The organism is Saccharopolyspora antiqui (assembly GCF_052246905.1).
GTDB lineage: Bacteria > Actinomycetota > Actinomycetes > Mycobacteriales > Pseudonocardiaceae > Saccharopolyspora.
Map to the genome: position 1 here is coordinate 128947 of NZ_JBQQBO010000010.1, position 22635 is coordinate 151581.

At 69.7% G+C, this 22635-nt stretch carries 5 protein-coding genes; 3 read left to right on the plus strand and 2 right to left on the minus strand.

Annotation, left to right across the window (positions count from 1 at the left end):
* Window positions 1-14 precede the first annotated feature (14 nt).
* On the plus strand, window positions 15-13241 hold the full coding sequence (locus tag ACTWQN_RS18050) for a WXG100-like domain-containing protein (protein WP_443204654.1): 13227 nt from the start codon (window positions 15-17) through the stop codon (window positions 13239-13241).
* 64 nt (window positions 13242-13305) lie between these two features.
* Here ACTWQN_RS18050 and ACTWQN_RS18055 read toward each other — a convergent pair whose 3' ends face one another.
* Window positions 13306-16197, minus strand: a complete 2892-nt coding sequence (locus tag ACTWQN_RS18055; RefSeq protein WP_443204655.1) for an AAA family ATPase — start codon at window positions 16195-16197, stop codon at window positions 13306-13308.
* A 230-nt stretch (window positions 16198-16427) separates the two neighbouring features.
* On the opposite strand from ACTWQN_RS18055, the gene ACTWQN_RS18060 reads away from it, so the two are divergent.
* Together ACTWQN_RS18060 and ACTWQN_RS18065 are read left to right on the plus strand one after the other, a co-directional pair.
* Window positions 16428-19313 (plus strand): helix-turn-helix transcriptional regulator, encoded by a 2886-nt coding sequence (locus tag ACTWQN_RS18060; protein WP_443204656.1) that lies wholly within the window; start codon window positions 16428-16430, stop codon window positions 19311-19313.
* A gap of 7 nt (window positions 19314-19320) precedes the next feature.
* On the plus strand, window positions 19321-21744 hold the full coding sequence (locus ACTWQN_RS18065) for a right-handed parallel beta-helix repeat-containing protein (protein WP_443204657.1): 2424 nt from the start codon (window positions 19321-19323) through the stop codon (window positions 21742-21744).
* Window positions 21745-22131: 387 nt separating this feature from the next.
* Here the strand turns inward: ACTWQN_RS18065 and ACTWQN_RS18070 are convergent, their stop codons facing one another.
* Window positions 22132-22611: an FAD binding domain-containing protein gene (locus ACTWQN_RS18070; protein WP_443204658.1), complete on the minus strand. Its 480-nt coding sequence runs from the start codon at window positions 22609-22611 to the stop codon at window positions 22132-22134.
* Between the last annotated feature and the right edge of the window lie 24 nt (window positions 22612-22635).

Genomic DNA, 22635 nt, shown 5'->3' on the forward strand with positions numbered 1-22635 from the left:
GAAGGACCGACCGCATGCCCACAGAACTTCCCTCGGGTCTCCAGAAGGCGTTGGAGATCGTCGGCGGTCAGCCGTGGCCGGAGGGAGACGAGGCTGGCCTCAACCGGATGAGCGAGGCCTGGTCGGTGATGGTGCGGGAGCTCGACGCCCTGACCACCGGCGTGGAGCGCTCGGTCAACGCCGTGCAGTCGAACATGCGCGGCGACTTCGCGGACGCCTACGCCGACTACGCGAGGTCGAAGCTGCTCCCCGCGATCGAGGAGTTGCGGAAGAACTCGGAAGGCAATGCGAGCCTCACGAAGAACACCGCCGCGGACATCCAGTACGCCAAGATCAGCATCATCGTGCAGCTGGTGATGCTCGCCGCCACGCTCGCGCTGTCGTGGATTCCGGGGATCGGGCAGGCACTCGTCGCCGCGGCGGCCGCGACGGCCCGTGCCGTCATCTGGGCGGTCATCCGCTCGGTCATCACGAACATCCTCAAGGGCATCGTGTTGAACACCGCCTTCGAGCTCGCCCTGGACGCGGCGATCCAGGGCTTCCAGATGCTGACCGGGCAGCGCACCGAGTGGAACACCAACTTCACCAAGGGCGCGGTGATCAGCGGCGTCGTGGGTGGCGCCGCCGCAGGCGGCATCGTCGGGTTCATCAAGGCGGGCGGCAGCTTCGGGGCCGGTGGCATCATCAAGCAGGCCGCTGGCGGAGCGTCGGACAGCACCGTCGGCAACTTCACGGAAAAGTTCTTCAACAGCGCCGTCGGCAAGGGCACCTACGACATCGTCAAGGCATCGGGTGAAGGCGCCGGGGAGACCGCGGGCGAGGCGGCCTCCGGCGAGGCCAACCACAGCACCTTCACCTCCAGTGCGCTCGGTGGTCTCGAAGGCCGCGGTGGTGGCCGGGGCAATCGCGGAATCGGCGACTACGGCAACACCGGTGGTGGCAACAACGTCGACATCGGCGACGCGACAAGAGGTTTGAACAACCTGTCCGACAACGCGGGCGGCGGACCGAATCCACCGGCCGTCCAACCTGGACCGACGGGAACCGGCGGGGACGGCATCACCACCGAGTCGTCCGGGCCCCCGGGAACCGAATCGAACGGCTCCACCGGCTCGCAGCGCAGCGGCGGAACGGACTCCAGCGACGCGCCGGGGCGCGACACCACGAACTTCACGGCGGCGCCAGGCGAAAACACCTCGGGCGGCGACGACACGCGCGGCCAGGGAACGCCGAACACGACCACGGCTCCTGGCCAGGGGGCGACGAACTTCGTCGCGACGCCCGACCACAACTCCAACGCGCCGGACGGCACCTCGACGGGTGGCGGGGCAGGCACGCCGGAAACCACCAACTCGCCCGGAAACGGCAGCACGAGCACCAACTCCCCCGGCCAAGGCGGTTCGGGAACGACCACCGCGCCCGGGCAAGGCGCGCCGAACACCACCGGAACGCCAGACCAGACAACCACGGGCGGCGGTTCCAACGCGCCCAGCAACGGGAACGCGTCGGGCGGCCCCAACCAGGGCACGTCGAACTTCATCACCAACCCCGACGGAACATCCGGCCAGGGGACCCCGAACAGCACGCCGGCGCAAGGAACGACGGGGCAAGCGAACACCGGTCAGGGCACCCCGAACACGACCGGCACACCGGGGCAGACCGACGGCAGCGGCGCTCCCGACCGCGGAACGACGAACCTCGACAGCACGCCGGGACAAACGACCGTCAACGCCAACAGCGGACCCGGCCAAGGTCTGCCGAACACGGCCAGTTCTCCCGAGCAGGGCGCGCCGAACCTCACCACGACACCCGGCCAGGACACCGCTGACGGCAGCACCGGCGCATCGGGCCAGCGCACCCCGAACACCACGGCCGATCCGAGCCAGGGCCCGGACGCCACCACATCCGACCGAAGCGCCGTCAACGGCACAACGAGCCAGCACGCGCCGGACGCGGACAGCGGTACCGGCACACCGAGCCAGCACTCCCCGGACAGCTCCGCGCCCTCGCCCAACCAGAGCGCGACCGATGTCAACGGCACACCCGGCCAGAACATCGGCGGTGGCATCACGCCCGCCCACGGCACCGGCACACCCGGAACCACCGGCACGCCGGGTCAGACCGCGCTCAACTCCACCGCGACGCCGAGCCAGGGCACCCCGAACGCCAACAGTGCGCCTGGGCAAACCAGCGGGCAGAGCAACAACGTCACCAGCGGGCCGGGCACGCCGAACACCACCAGCTCGCCGAACCAGAACGCGGCCACCAGCACCACATCCGGGCCGAACACCCCGAACGTCACCAGCGCTCCCCCGGACCCCGGCCGAGTCGACACGACCGGCGCAACGCCCAACCAGCCCGATACCGGTGCCAGCGCGACTTCCACCGCTTCCCACGAGAATTCGACATCCGGCACGCCGGATTCGCGGCCGGAGTCCCAGCCGACGCCCGACCAGAACACGCCGCGGCCGCAAGCGGACGGCAACGCATCGCACGTGGATGTCGGGCGCGGCAACGAAAACGCCGACACCGACCAGGGCACCCCGTCCGGCACCCACTCCCCCGATTCGCAGTCGTCGCCCCAGGAAACCGTCAACCGGCCGCCCGCCACGTCCGAAACGGGCGGCGCGGTTTCGCACGCAGGCCCTGCGACGACTTCGAACACCACCCCGCAGAGCAGCACTACGACCGGCTCGCCCAACCCCACCTCGCAGTCGGCCACCGCGAACGCGCAACCCGGCCCCTCCCGCCCCGTCGTCACGAGCCAGGGCGGGACGACCGCACCGCCGGTGCACGCCGAATCCACGCCCAGCGACACCCGGACGTCCCCGAGCCAGGACCGGCCGAACACGACCAACTCCGGCCCGGCCACTACCAAGCCCCAAACCGGCCCGCAAACGAGCACTGCCCCAGCCAATCCCCCGCATTCCGGCTCGTCCTCCAACACCGGACCCACACCCGCCCGGCCCGACCCGCAGCTGCGCGAGGTCCCGTTGGCGCGCACCGGAACGTCGAAGAGCTCGGCCGACGGCGCGATCGTCGGCGTGACGAACGTGCACGCCACGGTTTCGAACAAGGACTCCCTCCACACACCGGCGAACGCGCCCAGGAAGAACGGGAAGACCGCGCAGGCGGCCCCGGCACCGGTCGCCGACGCCAACAACACCTCGGCGCCGAAGGCGACCGGGGGCAACAGCGATTTCCAGCAGGCCGTGAAGTCCTTCGCCTTCAGGTCGGTGAGCGACACCAACTTCGTCGGTGGCCCGCTGGCCAAGCGCAACGCTGGGAACGCGGATTCGGTCGGAGTCGTCGGGACGGTGCCCGCCACCACCGCCGACGACCTCGTCAGCATCGCCCGGACGTACGCCGACGGATTCTCCAACAATTCGCACCAGGGTCGGTTCGGGCTGGTCATCGGTCTCAACGGCGTCCACGGCAAGGAAGCGGAAATCCACCGGAAGATCGATGCCTTCCAGCGCGAATGGGAGCGCAGCGGCACGTTCCCGGTGGCCGTGGTGGGCTTCACGTGGAAGAACCCCACCACGGACGTGGTCGACCAGAAGTCGATCCCCTACGGCGCGATCCGCGAGACGATCGTGCGGCACCCGCTGACCGAGCAGATCACGACGCAGATCCGCCAGGAGGGCGGCGACAACGAGGTGTACCTGCACGTGGCCGACGGCGACGTGCACTCGTTCAACACCAACAACGGCCCGCTCTTCGACGCCATCAACACGGCCGTGCGCAACAACGGGGACATCGCGCCCGAGGTGATCAGCGGTGGTTACCAGGTGCGCCCGGAAGACGGTGCGGTCGCCAACGCGGCGGCACAGCTGGACCTCGACGTGCGGCAGGCGATGGCGAACGTCGACCCGCGCAGCGTCTACTTCCCGGAACCCAACACCTTCGTCCGCCTCAGCAACGACCGGCTTGAGAAGGACATCACGTTCGGAACCACGAACCCCAACACCGGCAAGTTCGACTACGGCGCCAAGGAAGGCCAGGGACTGCTCGACTCGGTGCTGAAGCAGCGCAACATGAGTTGGCAGCACAACAACCTGTCGCAGGGCATCGCGGCGTTCGACGCGGACCTGGCCATCCGGACGGACGGCACCCGGATCGCCCGGGGTGTCGGCACCGACCTGGCCAACGCGATGGAACTGACGCAGAGCCACGCGAACAAGACCACCTGGACCGACCAGGTCTCGCACTACATCGCCAACACGACGAGTCTCGACCCCAACCTGTCGAAGAGCCTCGCGAACATCGCGTTCCAGGGCATCAACCCCAACGGGCCGGTACCAGTCAAGCAGAAGTTCTCCGAGGTCATCGGCAAGCTTCCGAAGTCGGACCGGGACGCCTTCCGGGATGGCTCCAAGCAAGACCAGTTGACGTCGAAGGCCCTGGCCGACATCGCGATCGGCACCCGCAACGCCCTCATCGACGGTCTGAACCGGCAACCGCGGGATCCTTCGTTGCAATCCCCGTCGAACGCCCCGAAGCAGCACCCGGACACGAGCAGCACCACGGACCCACCGAAGCCGAAGGAACTGGGCTCGACGAAAGAACTGGGCTCGACGAAGGACTGGGCCGACCGGCGGGACACAGCGCCGCCATCGCGGTTGTCGTCGGAGCGCTTCGATCCGGACAAGACCGGTCGCACGGGTGGCGGCCTGCTCGCTGGGCGGATCACGCAGATTCGTTACGACGTGCGTCGTTTCGAAACCAGCCCGGGCAACTGGGTACGCGAGTTCAGCGTTCCGCTCGATCTGGTGTCGTCGAGCGGTTCGGTGTCGATCGAGCAGCGCGCCCAGGTCGCGGCGAACCTGCAGCAGCACTTGGACGACACCGTCAACCAGCGCTACCGGCTGCCAGGCGGCGACCAGTTGCACGTGGTCGTCGACGCGCACGCCACGGATGCCGTCAACATCAACGACGACAGCTGGCAGTCGGACCCGCAGCGCAACATCCCGGTCAACGTGCACGACTCGACGGTCGACCAGGACGTGCCGGACACGAACCAGACGAACTGGGACGTGCACGACCCGAGCACTGGGCTGACGCACGAGATCATGCACTACCTCGGTCTCGGCGAGGGGTACCGCGATCCCGATCTGTTGTTCAACCGCCAGAACCAGCCCGGTGTCATGGGGCTGAACGCGTGGCACGACAGCTCGCTGACGCCCGAGAACCTCAACAAGATCCACGAAGTGTCGTTGTCGGCAGTGGTGCGCGACCACAAGCTCGGCGACCCCGGTGCCATCGGCGAGGGACCGCGGCACCAGGACCAGCGGGGCGACGGCGGGAACTCCCCGGCGCCGCACCACGACTCGACGCACGAGCCGTCGGCCGCGCCGAAGAACCGGGGCGGTACGAGCACGAACACCACCGCGGCCGGGATCATCGATGGCGGGAGCAAGGGATTCCAGCGGGCGCTCCAGGAAAACCGCATCAAGCAGTTCGCCAGCACCGGGATCATCGGCCAGGTCGGCTCGCGCAACGCCGACAACCGGGACGCGGCCGGGTTCGTCGCCACCGTTGCCGCGACGGCTGACGTGAACCTGACCGATCTGGCCGAGAAGTACGCCGAGGGGTTCCGCGGAACGGACTCGCCGCAGGGCCGGTTCGGCCTCGTCATCGGTGTCAACGGGCTGGACGGGCACATCGACGCCGCCGCGATCACGCAGAAGATCGACGCCTTCAAGACGAAGTGGGCCGCATCCGGCACGTTCCCGGTCAGCGTCGTCGGGTTCTCCTGGCAGAACTCCCAGGCCCTCAAGGAGGGGGCGAACCAGAAGACCATCCCGTACGGGGCGATCCGCGAGACCATCGCGCGGCACCCCGACGCCGTCGATCTCATCGGGCAGATGCACACCGCAGCCGGTGGGAAGCCGGTCTACCTCCACACCGGCGACGCCGACGTCCACTCGCTGAAGACGGCCGACGGCGGCCACGTCTTCGACAAGACGAGCGACAAGGTCGTCGGCCTTGAGTACCCACCCGAGGTGGTCAGCGGCGGATACCACGTGCCCGCGAGGGACGGGAGCGCCGCGGTGTCCGCTGCGGAGCTCGACCTCGAAGTGCGCCAAGCGATGGCCGGTGTCGACCCGCGCAGCGTGTACTACCCGGAGCCCAACACGTTCGTCCGCCTCGACCCCAAGGTGAGCAGCGGGCTGGAGAACGACATCACGTTCGGGACCCAGACCGACAACGGCACATGGCGCTACCACGAGAAGGAGGGCCAGGGCCTGTCCGACTCCGTCCTGAAGCAGCGCAAGATCGACTGGGACTACACCCCGGCCCCGAAGGACATCGCGAAGTTCGCCTCCGACCTGGCGATCACCACCGACGGCTCGCGGATCGCGAGCAAGGTGGGCACCAACACCGCCAAGATCACAGAGCTGACGCAGAGCCACGCCAACAAGAAGACCTGGACCGACCAGATCTCGCACTACATCGCCAACACCACGAGCCTCGATCCGAACCTGTCGAAGAACCTCGCGAACATCGCGTTCCAGGGCATCAACCCGAACGGCCAGGTGCCGCCCAAGCAGAAGTTCTCCGAGGTGATCGGCGAGCTTCCGAAGGTGGACCGGGACGCATTCCGGGATGCCTCCAAACAGGATCAACAGACAGCGAAGGCCCTGGCCGACATCGCCATCGGTACCCGCAACGCCCTCATCGACGGTCTGAACCGGCACCTGCGGACGCCTCCGGTGCACTCCCCACCGAACGCCCCGACCCGACGCCCGAACACGACCAACACCACGAGCTCACCCGAACCGAAGGAACCGAGCTCACCGAAGGACGGGACAACACCGGCCGCACATGAGCATTCCGGCGACCGCGAAGGCTCGGGGAATCGCGACAGCCACCGCGACAACAGGGGCCCGGACGGCCGGTTCGCCGATAGGAGCAGGGGCGTCGACGGTAGCGCGCCCTTGCTCGATGCTCCGGCCAGCGCCCCGGAGCCCGCATCCGACACCCGACCGTTGCGCGACCGCCTGCCCGAGTACGCCCGCGATGGACAGTCCCTCGGGTCCGTGGTTCCCACGGACGTCAAGGGAGGCAAGCAGCTCCGCGAGCAGATCGAGTCCATGCTCGGAACGCTCGCCGAGGGTAAGCCCGTCGGCGTTGACGCCATCACCGGCAAGCTGGGCCGCTCCAGGTTCGAGTCGTTCGTGGGGGCTGGCCGCAAGTCCATGGTGCGGGTCGGTGAGAAGTGGTTCGAGGTGCATGTCCGGGCCGAGCTCGATCTCGACTCGGTGACGGCCGACGAGGTGCAGGGGCCGTCGTCGCTGAAAGGCGGCGAGGTCACCGACCAGAACCAGGTCACGCATTCGGACCCGCACACGGACACCGTCGCGCGCGATATCGGCGTGTCCGGGTTCTGGATGTTCCCCGCCGCTGGCCCGTACGTCTCGGCCGCTTTGCAAGGCCAGTCCGCGGCGCCGGTTCGGGAGCACTCCTCCGGCGTCACCACCACGAGTAAGAGCGTCATCCGCCCCATGGGCGAAGCGCAGCGGGCTGACGTCGGTGTCCGTTTCCACGTCACGATCACCGACGCAGCCGGGGCGGTGACAGGGTCCATGGTGGATGGCCAGGTGACCCTGATGCTGCCCACGGACCTGAGCGACATCATCCCGCACCAGCCGACGGAGCAAACCGGTCCGCCGCGGGACGACTGGGCCGAACGGATCGAGTTCCTCGCTCCCGAGGCCGTACTGCTCGACGAACAGGGCCTGTTCAACGAGGTCAGTCGCAGCCTCCATCCATCCGTCACGAAGTTCGGCGCGCCCGGACGCACGGCGTTGCAGGATTTCCTGGGTAGCGGGGGGATCCGCACCGTGCTCGGCACGGCCCTCTCCAGCAGTCCCGTGGTGTCCCCCGATTTGGCGAGCCCGCACGGCAGCTACCGCGAGGCCGTGCAGCTGAAGGCGAAGCCCAAAGCGGTCGAACTGGTCGGTGTGGTTCCCGGCAAGGGCGAGCTGTACTTCGACGACTCCTCTCAGAACGATGAGAACAAAGCGGCCGCGTCGACGTCTGGGGGCGGAGTCAGCGGTGCGTTCGGCGGTGGCGGCAACGTGCCCAACGTCATCTACGGAGTCGTGGGCGCCACCGGTGACGCATCCACAAGCGTCACGCAGACCGCGAACAGCGGCACCGGCAGCACATCCGGGAGCGGGCTGAACGTCACCGGCGACATCGGGATGTACAAGCTCGCGGTGGACGTGGAGGTGGTGACTTCCGGAGGTGAGCGGATCACCGCACCGGCCACCGCGTACGTCCGCATGGGCTTGCCCGAGGCGAAGGCGCAGGGGCTGCCGGTGCCAGACGGTACCCGTGACAAGCTCGTCGATTCCGGCAAGCGGTTCGAGCCGCCGTACCTGGCGGCCGCCGCGGCGGCAGGCCACGTGCGCGCCGGTTCCTTCGCCCCAGCGGCGCGCGTCCAGCCGCAAATCGAGAACGCATTGCGCGACCGACCGGGGTTCGCGAAGTTCCTGCCCCGGTGGGACAAACTGCAGCGTGACACGGTCAAGCGGTCCGGTTTCGACGCAGCCGAACGCCTCGCGAACCTGCGCAAGCTCACCGCGGCCTTCTCCCCGGCGGCACTGCGGTCCAAGCTCGACAGCCTGCTCGGACCGGGCGTGTCGGTGCAGCTCAAGCGCCGCGGGCTGTTCACCGATGAGTTCCTCAGCGTCACCGCCAAGGCGAAGGCGTCGCCTGGCCGCCACCTCGGCCAGGCGACCGGCCGGAGCGTGATCGGCACGATGGCAACCAGTCCGGCGCTCACCAGTGCCACCACCGCGCAGCGGGGCTGGTCCGTCGGTGTTGAGGGCCGGATCATGATTCCGACCTCGAACTCGGGCGTGGACACGTTCAGCACCCCCACCGTCGTCCCGGCGCGCTATTCCGATACCCGAACGTGGAACAACACCGGTGGGCCCACCGTCAGCACGACGACCATCGCAGCCGGCAGTCCGGATTCGCACGTGTTCGAGCACGACGTCGAGTTCGAGGTCGAGATCACCAGCTACACCCGCGCTCGGCCGTGGGTCCGGCGGCTGACGCCAGGCTCACCGTTGCGCGTCACGCCGACGGTGTCCACGGTGGCGGGCACAGGGCCGGACGCGCCGAAGCGACTGCCGAAGATAGCTGGCAAAGTCGATCTCTGGGTCAGCGATTCCGCTGCGCCGCGGACCGATCCGGCTGAGTTCACCCCCGGCAAGCCCGGCGTGGTGGCGCTGACCGCCAAGGAGACGCCGAGCATCAACGACCTGCTCGACCAGCGGACACCACCTCCGGCGTTCCAGCACGTGGAGGCCGTCGTCGGCACCGAGGCCCTGCGCGACGAAGCGGTGCGGCAGCTGGCCAGGGCGGCCGACGGCGACGGTGTGCTCGGCCTGCCGGGCAGCGAGGCTTACAAGCGGATCGATCGGATGTTCTCGCCGGAGACGTTCCGCGCCGGTCTGCCGAAGCTGCTCACGCAGGGCGCACGATCCGGCGGGTTCCGCTACGAGCGGCGCCTGGCAGACCGGGTCGGTGGGCTCGGCATGAACATGTCGCTGAGCAACCCGAAACTGGTGCTGGCCTCCGAAGGCGGTCCGGATGAGACCACGTTCGCCGGTGGCGGCAAGGCAGGTGCGGAGTCGTCACGCAAGCGCGCTGTGACGGGTGGCGCCCAGCTCGGCTTCTACGCCCGCGCGTCCGACGCGGACGCGCGCGGACGCGGGCAGTTCGCGACCGGGGTCAACTGGACGCCGTGGAGCCACAAATCGGCGAAGTCCAAGGAGTTCTCCGGCAACGTCGGCCACACGCAGCGGGCGGCGTCGAAGACACGCACGGTGCTGGTGGAGTACGACGCGGACGTGCGGATGGTGGCCGAGACTCGCGAAGAGAGCCTGGTCAACGGTGCGACGTCGCGCGCGGGCGCTGTCGTGAAGCTGCCAGGCGCGGTTTTCGTCCGGATGACCGAGGACCAAGCTCGGGCGCAGGGAGTCCTCCCGCCGGTGGAACCGCGCACACCTGCACCCGGTGCGCTCACCCCGCCCGCGCTGGTGGGCGAGCAGTCCAGCTCGCTCGGTGCTTCCGTGATCGAGGACGCTCCCGACCTCATCGAACTCATCCAGAACGCGCGCACCGCGCTCGGTGGCCCAGGCAAACGGCTACTGCCCAAGTCTGCTCTGGACGACTCGATGAACAACCTCCAGCGGCTGCTCGACCTGGCTTCACCGGAAAGCGTCACATCCCTTGTGGACGGTGCGCTGGACGGCGGAGTGCCGCTGCTGCTGCACGACCCCGGCCTCGTCACCAGCCGTACCTACCAGGTGCTCCTCAAAGGGACCATAACGAGTACCGAATTCCTCGACGTCGTGCACGACGGCGGCCAGGTGGACGAGACCGTCACCGCTACCAACACCGCGAAGGAGACCGACGAACACGGCTCCTCGTACGGCGGTCAGCTCCGCCTGGTCGGCCGCGGTCTGTTCACCGATGGCAACACCGGGGTCAGCGGCTCAGAAGGGATGTCTGCGGGAGGGTCGGGCACTCGGTCCAAGAGCGACCAGGTGACGGTCGCCAACGGTGGGACCAGCATTCGGATCGCCTCCGCCGCTGGCCCGGCCGCACGCTACCGCGCGAACGTGCGGTTCGACCTCGTGGTGGAGCGCGGCAGCCGGACGTTCCCCGTCACCTCGCTGGACACCGCGATGACGGTGCGGTCCTCGGCTGACGACCAGAAGATCACCTCCGAGGAAACCCCCGATCCGCGGCCGCACGACGTGACGACCGACGAGGTCCCGGCTGAGGAGATCACCCCGGAGAAGCTGAGGGAATGGCAGGAGGCCAGCATCGGCAACCTGCCCTCGACGGCGATGGTCGAGGGGATTCGCGGTGCCGCCGACCTTCGTGCCGCCGCCGAGAGAGCGCTGCGCATCGCTGGTGCGGGCGACCGGTTCACGACGCCGGGCACCGGGGCGGCCAACACCCTCGTCTCTGCGCTGACGAACTCCATGGTGCAGGCGAATCTGCCCACCATGCTCGACAAGCCGCTCAGTGCGCCGGAACTGTACGAGTCCGCTCTGCTCCGGAACGGGCACAGCGAGGTCGAGGTGTACGCACGGGTAAAGAACCCCGAGCTGGCGGCACTCAGCGACTCCGTAACGCTCACGCAGTCCAACAAGACCACGGCGTCGTTCACCGGCGACGCCGCTGCCTCCACCAGTGGTGGTGCCGTGCTGAACGCTGGCGAAGGCTTCGTCGTCGACCCGGCCAACAATTGGCACTCGCCAGGCGGTGTGAGCGTGAACACCCCGGGGCCGGTCCCGGTTTCCTCGGGCAACGCCGACGGGCAGCGGTCGGTGGTGGTGCAGCCGGATGGCCGCACCGCGCTGGTCGGGTTCGACGTGGAATACCGCGTGGTCGCCGAGCGCGGCGGGCGCAAAGTTGCGGTCGATCTGCGTGTGCCGGGGTCGGCGCTGGTGCGGATGACCGCGACCGACCTGGCGCAGCTGGGACTTGCCCTGCCGGACCCGCTGACGAAGACGCAGGATGCGGTGCAGGATGCGGCTGCGGCGTGGCGGACCGCGGAAGAGGCCGTCGACCAGGCCCAGCGGATCGCCGACGACCGGTGGCTCGACCAACGCCCAGGGCTCAAGCGCCTGGCCAAGGCGGTCCCCACCGGAACACCGCTGGCCGGGGACCCGGTGCGCGCGATGCGTGGTGCGCTGGTCGACGCGGTGAAGGAAGCGCGGAAGATCGGTGCCGCGTTGGACAAAGGCAACACGGAGCTGAACCGGTTGCGCGAGCACGCCAGCGAAGTGCTGGCTCGTGCCGCGGAAGCTGAGCCGGACGCGGCTCGGCGGGCCGACGTTGTCGCGAAGCACCGGCTGGCCGTGCAGGCCGTGGCGGACCTGGATGCCGGGTTGCTGGAGCTGGAGCGCCAGCACGCGGCCGCGCGGCACCAGGCACGCCAGATCCAAGCGGCGTTGAACGAGCACCGCAGCGACTCCACCGACCTGCGATCCCGCCATGCCGCAGCACTTGACGAGGTCGCGGCCGCACGCGAAGAGGCCAACGACGCCCAGCAGAAGTGGTGGGATGCGAAGCGAGAGCTCGATCGGCAGATCGCCGAGTTCAACCGCCCCCAGACTTCGGCAACGACTGCCTCCGCCACCACTCCGGAATCGTCCACCGCGGGCACCCCTCCGGCTGCGCCGATGTCTGTATTGGACTCCGCGTCGACGGCGCCCGCCGAACTGGAGGACAGGCTCACCGCGGCGAACGACGAGGGCCTGGCCCGGACCTCGGGGCTCGGCCCGGAAGCGACCTCGTCGCAGGACTCCGACACTTCCTCCCGAGAAGATCTCGAATCGTCGTCGGAACATGCGGATTCCGACGACGAGTTCTTCGACGCGCTCGACCACTGGGACGAGTCGAGCGACCGCAGCTCCGCCGGTGACGACATTGCGCTCCCACCGCCGCGGAGCCAGTCGCTGGCGGATTTCCTCGCTCCGAAGCCGCCGGTCCCGCCGCCCCCGCCGAGGGGTTCGGAGGTGGCGACCGTGGAACGGACCGAACTGGGCCGGGTTTCCGTGCAAGGCCAGCGTTTCGGCGTCCTGGGGGTTCCGGGCGACGGCGACTGCTTCTTCACGTCGGTGCTGGCGGGCGCCGCGCGTCAGCTCCCCGACCTGCCGTGGCAGCAATTGGACGTGGGGCAGTTGCGCGATCAGGCATCGGACTGGTTCAACAGTCCGGAAGCGGCGCCGATGCGCGCGGCCATCGACGCCACCAACCCGTTGGACACCCTGCTGAACGACCTCGACGGCCCGGCGCTGCGGCGCCTGCTCGACGACCGCAGCGACGCGGAGCGGCCCACCGAACCCGATGAGTTGCGCAACGAGGCCCGGCTCCGCCTGCTCGGCGATGGCGGCGACGCTGTCTGGCACCGATTGCTGGACCGCTTTCCGCAATTCGAGGACCTCGCGGCGGGCCCGGCGGCATTCGCCGGGATGCGGTCGAGCGAATTGGTCGCCCTGGCGCTGGTGGACCGTCAGATGTGGACCACACCGTTCTTCGAGGACGTGCCCGGCACGGTGGCCCGCGCACTCGACCTGAACATCGTCGTCGTGCAGCAGAACCAGCCGCCGATCCGCTGGCTGGCCGACGAATCCGCCGAACCGCTGCACGTCTACTACAACGGGCACAACCACTACTCGGCCATGACAGCACCGCAGGCGTAGGACACCGCCCCCACGCGCCGTTGCGGAGGCGAGCGTTGGTGCGGCTCGTGGACCGACGGCGTTCTCAGCCCTGGTATTCGCCGGTGAGCATGGCCGCGGCGAGTTCCACCCTCGATCGGTAGCCGCTGCGGGCGAACATCCGGGTCAGCCGTCCTTCGACGCTCTTCTCGGTGGTCCCGAACACGGCGGCGAGCTGGCGATTGGTCAGCCCCTCGGTGACCAGGACCGCGAGCAGCCGCTCGTTCTCGTTCGTGGTGGCGGCTCGGCCGGGCACCGGCACGTTGTGCACCCGCATGGTCTGCCGCATCTGGGCGCGCAGCAGCAGCGCGTCGAGATCTCCGCAGAGTTCGTACGCCTCGGAGAGCAGTTCGCTGGTGCGGAAGCCGTGCACGGCTAGCCGCGTGAAGGTCACCGCCGACTCGTACGGCTGCGCGCGGTCCCGTGCCAGTTTCACCGCGGCCTCGGCGCTCGCCTGGTCGTCCAGCAGTTGCACCCTGGTGACCAGGTGGCAGAGTTCGGCGCGGCCGGTCCCCATCCGCTCGGCCAGCCGCCGGACGCGATCGAGTGCGCGGCTCGCCTCCTCGTGGTGCCCCGCCAGATGTTCGTGGTGGGCGAGCTCCGCCCACATGTCCTCGGTGCCTACTTCGTAGCCGCCCTCCTCAGCTTTCCGGAGCGCGTCGCGCAGCGAGCCGACGACGTCGTCGTTCTCGCCGAGGGTCGACAGCACCGCGGCGTCGGCCCTGTCGAAGAGGTACTCCAGGTCGTGTTGACGCCCCAGCTCGATGATCTGGCGGGCCCGGCTGAGCCAGCCGCTCGCGATCAGCACCCGGGCCGCGCCGAGGTGCAGCATCGGCCCTTCCACCGGACAACCGAGGTGGATCCGGGCGGCGATGCCGCGCCGAGCGACGTCCATCGCCTGGTGCCAGTCACCGCGAAGGCAGCGCACCATGAACTGCAGCGGATCGGGCAACTGCTCCAGCACCAGGCCGTAGGAGTCCGCCACCTCCCGCACCCGGTCCAGCTCCCCGAGCATGAGCAGCATCTTCAGCTCGTGGCGGACCTGCGAGAACCGGTGCTGCGGCTGGTCGTGCGCGCGCCAACGCTCCGGCTCGGCGACGAACCGGAACAGTTCCTGCGGCTCGCCCAGCAGCACACCCGCACCGCTGCGGAACTGGTTCCCGAAATCCGCGGTGACATCGTTGGCGCGGCTCCAGATGTCGTACGTCTCGTTGAGCAGCCGCCAACTTTCCTCCCAGCGCTTCAGCAGGCTCAACGCGAGCGCCTTCGCGACGATTCGGACGGCTGGGCCGCCGGGGATCGGGGGCGGGTCCTCCTCAGCGATCCGGGTCAGCTCCGCATGATCCCCACACCGCACGAGCGACAGGACGTAAGCGTTCAGGGCTTCCTGCAGCCGATCGTCGGACAACTCGGCGGAATGGTCCTGCAGCAGGGTGCGCGCGCTGTCCAGGGATTCGGCCATTCGGTTGTGGGCCACGCACGCGGAGGCGTGCGCGAACAACGCCATCGCGCGCGCATGCGGGTCCGAGGACCGGTCCGCCGCGACCCGCAGCCAGCGGGCCGCCCGCGGACCATCGCTGAACATCACCGCGCTGCCGAGGGCGAGCAGTTCCAGGCTCGCCCGCTGCGGGTCCACCAGTTTTCCCGCGCCGACCAGCCGGTCGGGCAGGAAGTGCGGGTCCTCCGCCTGCGCCGCACCGTTCCAGAGCGCGGTCACCGCCAATGCCGACAACCGACGGCGTTCGTAGGGACCGAGGCAAGACTCGACCAACGCGCGCACCATCGGAATCCGGAACCGCCAGCCCCACAACCTGTTCCGGTCGGCGCTGCGCCGCCGGAGGAGCACGTGGCGGCGCTCCAGCAGGGCGAGCGCGTCACGCACGGCCCGCTCGTCCGACCCGACCCATTCGGCCACCAACCGCGGCGCGGCCGGACCGAGTGGCGCGAGGACCGCCATCGCCCGGGCCACCGGCCAGGCCAGCGACCCGGATTCGCGGACCCGCGCCAGCAACTGGTGGCAGGTGTGCGGAACCGGCCGGTCGATGGCCGGAATCAGGTACGCGTGCCGGTCGGTGATCCGCAGCGCCTCCACTTTCCGGTAGCAGCTGATCCCCGACACCAGGGCGGACGGGTTGCCCCGGCTCGCCGTGTGCAGTTCGTGGACCAGTTGGGAGTCCGGAATGGCCTGGAGCGTCTCGGCGATCATCGCACCGCTTTGCCGACTGGTCAGCGGGCGCAGCGAGACGAGTCGGAGCAGCCCGGACTCGCCCAGCCGGCGCATCGCGTCGGCAATCGCCGTGCCAGCACCCGGTTTCGGCATCGCGTCGGACCGCACCGTCAGCACGATCGAGCAGCCCACGTGGACGAACCGCCGGACCAACGGCTCCACCAGCGATGCCGTTGCCTCGTCCAGCCACTGCGCGTCGTCGATGAGCACCACCATCGGCGAATGGCGGCGCACGACGGAGAAAACCGCCGACGCCAACTGCACCGCGGTGGCCCGGGGATCGCGCGGATCGGGGATGGCGCTGAGCTTCGCCACCAGTCCCAGCACCGACATCCGCCCGCTTCGTCCGGCCCTGGCCGCCGGTTCGTCCACGTCGGTCAGCAGCCGGTAGAGCGCGCCGTACCGGGTATGCTGATCATGCGCGCTGGCCCGCAGGGCCAACACCCGGGTCGGACCGCCTGCCAGCGCGGCGCGCACCTCGGCCAGCATCGCACTGCGACCGACACCCGCGTCGCCGACGACCACGGTCAGCGGTGGCGAGCAGTCCCGGGCGGAATGGACCACTTCGGCTATGACGTCGTCGCGCCCGATCAGACGCGGTGGCCCGGTCCCCCGCCCCGCGGCGCAACCGGCGTCCACCACCGATTCGGACAGGAATGCCGCGCCGTCCGGCGCGTTCGATTGGGGCGCCGCCCCCGTTCCCCGCTTCACTTCGAACCCTGCGTGCACGGCCCCATGCGCTCCGGTTCCATGGGTCAGCATTGTGGCCTACGCGAGGGATATCCCTCGACCTAGGTGGACGCTGGCATCGTCACACCGCGCAACCGTGGCCTGGACCAGTATCAACAGGGTATGCGCCCGAAGACCGATTCAGGGTATTCGCAGTATCGCACCGGCGACCGTCCGTGACCCGACAGCGGCAGATCGAAGTGAGGAGCCCGATGGCGCGGGAACGCGTACCGGTGCTCGGCTGTGACGAGCAACGGGCGAGGCTCGACCGCGCCGCTGAGTTCGGGACCGGTGCCCTGCTGGTGGTGCGCGGCCGCCCCGGGGAGGGGAAGACGGCGCTGCTGAAGGCGGTCACCGCCGACTGGCGGCGGGACGGCTTCGAGATCATCTCGCTGAGCGCCGCCCAGCACCCGGACACCAGCCTGCTGGACGCACTGCTCGACGCGGTGCGGCGGTACGTCGACCGCGGCCTCGATCCGGACCTGCTCGAAGCGGTCGCCGAAGCGACCGCGCGGCGGCAGCTGATCGCCGAAGACCCGCAGCGACACCTGCTCGCCATGATGCACGAGCTCAGCCGCGCGGTGATCCGGATCGCCCGGCGGCGGCGCATCGCGTTGGTCATCGAGGACGTGGACCGGACCGAACCGCTGGTGGCGGTCGCGCTCGGCACGCTGGTCCGGGCGCTGCGCGCGGGAGAGTGCCTGGTGGTCGTGTCGACCCGGCCGACCCCGACCCCGGCGCAGTTCCTCGATCTCGCCGACGAGATCGTCGAATTGGCGCCACTGCCCGCCGACGACGCCCGCGCGCTGCTGTCCAAGTGGGGCGCGGCCACCGGTGGGGCGGCACTGGATCCGCTCACGGTCGACGCGCTGCGCACCGGTCTCGGTCCGCTGTACGGCAATCCGGGCACCCTGCTGTCCACTGTGCAGGCATTGCACGAGCAGGGGCGGCTGGTCGTCGTCGACGGGCACTACTGCCTCTCCCCATCGCACGAGCCGGTGGCCCTGCCCGAGGACCACGAACTCGTCCGCTCGATGTGCGAATTCGGGGACGGCCCGCACGGTCTCGCCGCGATCCTGGCGTCCTGGGATCCGGTGTCCGTGGACGACCTCGCGGTGGTGACCGAGGCCGTTGCCGAAGACCTCGAATGCACCGGCCGGATGCTGGACGAGCTGGTCGCCGACGGGATTCTCCGCGTGGACGAACAGGGCCGGGTGTGGTTCGCGGTACCCGCGCTCGCGGTCACCGTTCGGCAGGCGATCGACCCGGGCCTGCTGCGCACCGTGCACGCCGCGCTCGCCCAGCGGATGCTCAGCCGCGTCGAGCGCGGGATCGCGGTGGACCGGGCGCTGCTGGCCAACCACCTGGCGCAGGCCGGGGCGGACCCGGATTCCCCGCTGTGCGGCGACATCCTCGTCGCGGAAGCCGACCGGATCGCGGACAGCGACGCCGCCCGGGCCGCGACCTGGTACCGGGGCGCGCTGCAACGGCTGCCGCACTCCGACCCCCGGTGGCCGCGGTTGGTGCGGACCCTGCTGCGCCTGCGGATGTCGCTGGGCCAGTACCGCGAACTGGCCCGGGACGTCGGTCTGGTCACGCCGCTGGTCCTCGCCGCGAGCACCGACGACGACCGCGCCGAGCGGGAGCGGATGGCGCTGCTCGTGGACATCGGCGCTTGCTGGCTGTCCGCGTTGATGCACGAGGAGCGCCCGGCGGAGATCCGGGACTCGATCGGCATGTTCGACGTGCTGGGCGGTGCGTCCGGTTTCGACGCCGACATCCGCCGGTTCCTGTCCGCGGTGTTCGGCGGGCGGGTCCGCGAAGCGGCCACCATCATCAACACGGTTTTCGGCCGGTGGCAACGGGAAGCCCCGCACGCCGACCGCCACGTCGTCGACCTCGGCGAGGTCCTGGTGCTGCTGAACGCGGTCAGCGGCAGCCACCAGGAGTTCCAGCAGGCGTGGTCGGCCTGGCACCAGCCCGACGACCCGCCGCGCGAGGTGGACCAGGAACGGCTGCGCGAGGCCGGCGCGCTCAGCGACTACGCCACCGCGCTGGAGCTCATCCTCGGCGAGGCCTACGGCCGCCCGGGCGGCGGGAGCCTGCTGGGCTACCAGCAGGTGTTGCGCGCCTACCACGCCGGGGATTGGGACACGGCCCTGTCCGTGGCGCGCCGGATCGAAGCCGACCACCGCGACGGCCACGGCGGGACCGCCCGGCACCTGGCCCGGGTGTTCGCCGCCGAGATCTGCTGCACGCGAGGCGATTTCCGGCGGGCCGCCGGGTGGCTCGACCGGATTCCCCGCGCGATGGCGGGCGGTCACCTGGTGAGCTGGGTGCGGTGCGGCCTGCTGTACCACTTGGGACATCGGGAAGACGCACTGCGCGTCGGCTGGCGCGACTACCTCCGGCACCGCGAACGCGGCGTGCTCGCCGGTCTGGAGCGCCTGCTGACCAGGTTGATCAGGTACGCGTGGCGGGAAACGGATCGGCCGCTGGCCGACCGCCTGCTGGCGGAACTGGAAGGCCTGGACGACCAGCTCAGGTCCGATTCATCGCGGGAGGCGGTGCTTTTCATGCGGGCGTTGCTGCACCAGGACCGGGAGCAGGCGCTGCGGGGCCTGGAGTTGACCCGGCAACGCGGCGACCAGCCGCGGGCGGCCATGGGGTACCTGCTGGTGAGCGATCTCAGCTCCGACCCGGAACCCTGGCGGCAGGAGTACTACGAGCTCGCGCACCGCTTCGGGTGCACCCGCGGTCGCGGTCCGCTGTACGACCTGATGCGGGAACGCGGTGTGCCACTGCCCCGGTCCCGAACTCGGCAGACGTCCTTCTCCGGCACGGAGATGCGCATCATCGACCTGGTCAGCGACGGCTTCACCAACCGCCAGATCGCGGCCGTGGTGGGGATCAGCGAGAAGACCGTGGAGAGCCACCTGACGCGCCTGTTCGCCCGAACCGGCTGTCGTTCCCGACTGGAGCTGGCGGCGGCGCAGCTGGAAGGACGGCTTGCGGTCCGGGCGAGCACCGAGGACCTGCCTTCGCAGCGGCAAGGCGGCGGCGAAGTCCCGAACGCCACGACCGCACCCCGAGGATGAGCCACAGATGATCTCGGTTTCGCCGGTCATGCCCGGCTGCCAGCGCTCCATCGCCGATGCCGTCGCGACCGCTCCCGAGGGCTCCGTGATCAACGTGAGCTCCGGGACCTACCGCGAGCGCCTGGTGCTCAGGCGAGCGGTGACCATCACCGCCGAAGACGGGCCGGGGACGGTGGAAATCCGCGTCGACGAGGGCAGTGCGGTCGCCTTGGCGGGCGGTGCCGCGACGATCAGCGGCATTACCATCCGCTGCGCCGACTCCGAGCAGTCGGCAGTCGTGGTGGGCCAGGGTCGGCTGGCGCTGACCGAGTGCGAGATCGAGGGCGCTTCGTGGGCGGCGGTTTACGCGTACGGGTCCGGCACGCTGGCGATGCGCGGCTGCCAGGTCCGCAACCCCCAGGGCGCGGGCGTGGTGGTCACCTCCCCGGACGGCAGTTCGCTGGACGACTGCCGTCTGCACGATCTGGGCACCTCCGCGATCGTGGTGGCCGAGCAGGGGCGGATGGACGTGCGCGGCGGCGGCGCCGAACGCGCCGACGGCAACGGGATCTGCCTCAACGGTCAGGGCCAGGCGACCGTCGAGAACTTCACGGTCAGCGGCGCGACCAAGCCCGCCGTCGCCGTCGAGCAGCAGGCGGCCGCGACCCTGCGGCGAGTAGCCGTGCGCGGCACCGACGGCGTCGGTTTCTATCTGGCCACCACGGAATCGGCGCGGATGGAAGCCTGCACCGTCGAGGACGCGGGCGCGGACGGGGTCCTGATCGCCGGGGCGACCACCGCGACCCTCGCGGAATGCGAGATCCGGCGGAGCGCGAAATACGGAATCCGGGTCACCACCGGTTCTTCCGGACTGGCCGCAGAGTGCACCGTGTCGGAGGTGACCGGCACCGGCGTTTGCATCGCCGACGGCGCCACCTTCGAATTCGACCACCTCACCGTGAGCTCCTGCACTGAATCCGGCGTCACCGTGCGTTCCGAGGCAGAGCCCCGGCTGCGGCGGTTGCGGGTGCACGACTGCGGCGGTGTCGGCGTGGAAATCGTCGACGGCGGCCGGGCGAACCTGGAGAACGCCGAGATCGACCGAAGCGGCGGCGCCGGTGTGCTCGTCTCGGGCAAGGCCCGCGCGCGCGTCGACGGGTGCAGCGTGCGGGCCGCCGCCGGTGCCGGGCTCGCCGTCGTCCAAGCCGGGCAGGCCCTGTTCGAGGACTGCGACGTCTACGGCAGCGGTGAGGACGGTGCGGTGGTCGGCGCGGACGCCGACGTGTCGCTGACCCGCTGCCGGTTCCGTTCCGGCGACGCCCACGGCATCCAGGTCGCGGCCTCCGGGCGCGCCGAGATCACCGCCTGCGAGTTCCTGGAAAACGACGGCGACGGCATCCGGGTGCACACCGAGAACGACGTCCTGGTGCGACGTTGCACGGCGCGCGACAACGGCGGCGCCGGGCTGCGCCAGGCCGTTGCCTCCGCCGCGCTGAACGTCACCGACCTGACCAGCACGGGCAACGGCTTCCCGGATGCGCACGGCACAGCGAGCCCGCAGGGCGGAGCTCCGGAACCGGGCACACCGTCGGCCAGCGAGCAGCGTGCTGCGCGATCCGGCCCAGCCGCGAAGCCGACCACCAGCAAGCCGTTCGAGGAGCTGACCGCGCTGGTGGGCCTGGACGGCGTCAAACGGGACGTGGCCAGCCTGGTCGACTTGAACAAGATGGCCAAGCGCCGCCAGCAGGCCGGGTTGTCCGTGCCGCCGATGAGCCGCCACCTGGTGTTCGCGGGCGCACCCGGCACCGGCAAGACAACCGTGGGCCGACTGTACGGCGCCATCCTCGCCGAGCTCGGCGTGCTGAGTTCCGGGCATCTGGTGGAAGTCGCCCGCGCCGACCTGGTCGCCCAGATCATCGGCGGCACCGCGATCAAGACCACCGAGGCGTTCACCAAGGCGCTCGGGGGCGTGCTGTTCATCGACGAGGCCTACACACTCAGTTCGCAGAAGGGCGGAACCGGGCCCGACTTCGGCCGGGAGGCCATCGACACCCTGGTCAAGTTGATGGAGGACCACCGCGAAGAGGTCGTTGTGATCGTCGCGGGCTACTCCAAGGAGATGCGGGAGTTCATGGCGTCCAACCCCGGCCTGGAGTCCCGGTTCAACCAGACCATCGAGTTCGCCAACTACAACGCGGAAGAACTCGTCACCATCGTCCGCCAGCAGTGCCACAGGCACGACTACCAGCTCGACCCGAAGGCGGGCGAGGTGCTGCACGAGTACTTCGAGCGGATCCCCAAGGACGGCACGTTCGGCAACGGGCGCACGGCGCGCAAGACCTTCGAAGCGATGGTGGCCCGGCAGGCGTCCCGCCTGGGAACCATGCCCCACACCTCCACCGCGGACCTGACCAGCCTGCTCGCCGAAGACCTCGACTTCCTGCCCGCCTAGGCCTTCCGCGTTGGAGCGAGCGGCCGATCACCTCGAAACCACACGCGGCAGCATGGGCCGGGGAGGCTCGCTTCGACGGCGTGGCGCGCGAATCCTCCTGTCTGTCACGCAGTTCTGCCGATCAGATCGGTGATGGCCGCTACCACCGCACCGGTCTGCTCATGGAGAAGACCGTGCCCGCCGTCGAGTTCCAGCATGCATCGCGATGGGGCTGGCGCCCGTCGACGCCAGCCCCACCCGGTTGGTGTCAATGGTGGAGGATCTTGGCGACGCTCTCGGCTGCTGCGCCGCCGTCGCGAAGGCCCATTTCCACCGCCCGTGGGCGAATCTTCGGATCCAGCGCCTGGCTGATGAGCTCGCCCGCGTCGGCTCCGCCGGTGATCCGGACTACCCGAAGCCCACCGGCTTCGAGCTGTTTGAGAGCTTCCTCTTCGACTGTGTTCGACAAGTTCGGCGTCGGCATTCCGATGTAGATGATGGCGTCGGCGACTCACCGTCGTAGAAGTACAGGCACCGGGTGCGCTGCAGCAGATTTCCGCCGATGGTCGCCATGTTGCGCAGTTGCCCGGACGCACCGCTGAGCAGCGCCTGGCTCACCACCGGGTAGCGCTCCCGCACGATCGGGTGCGCGGCGACGTGGCTGTTGCGGGCCCCCGCCCCGATCCGAAGACCTCCGGACGCCGTCTCGACGATCGCGTCCAGACCAAGCCCCGTCACGTCGACGACGGTGTCGGGCGCCTCCACTTCCTCCCGGATCAGGTCGACGAGGTTCGTGCCGCCCCCGAGGAACTTCGCGTTGGGACGCTCGGCGATCGCCGCGATCGCGCCAGCGGTGTCGGTAGGCCGCAGGTAGGCGAAGTCCTTCACCGGTCCGCTCCCGCGACCTCGTCG

Bases quoted from the DNA above. Each gene is read 5' to 3' on its own strand.
- ACTWQN_RS18050 (WP_443204654.1), top strand. From the start codon at position 15: ATGCCCACAGAACTTCCCTCGGGTCTCCAGAAGGCGTTGGAGATCGTC.
- ACTWQN_RS18060 (WP_443204656.1), top strand. From the start codon at position 16,428: ATGGCGCGGGAACGCGTACCGGTGCTCGGCTGTGACGAGCAACGGGCG.
- ACTWQN_RS18065 (WP_443204657.1), top strand. From the start codon at position 19,321: ATGATCTCGGTTTCGCCGGTCATGCCCGGCTGCCAGCGCTCCATCGCC.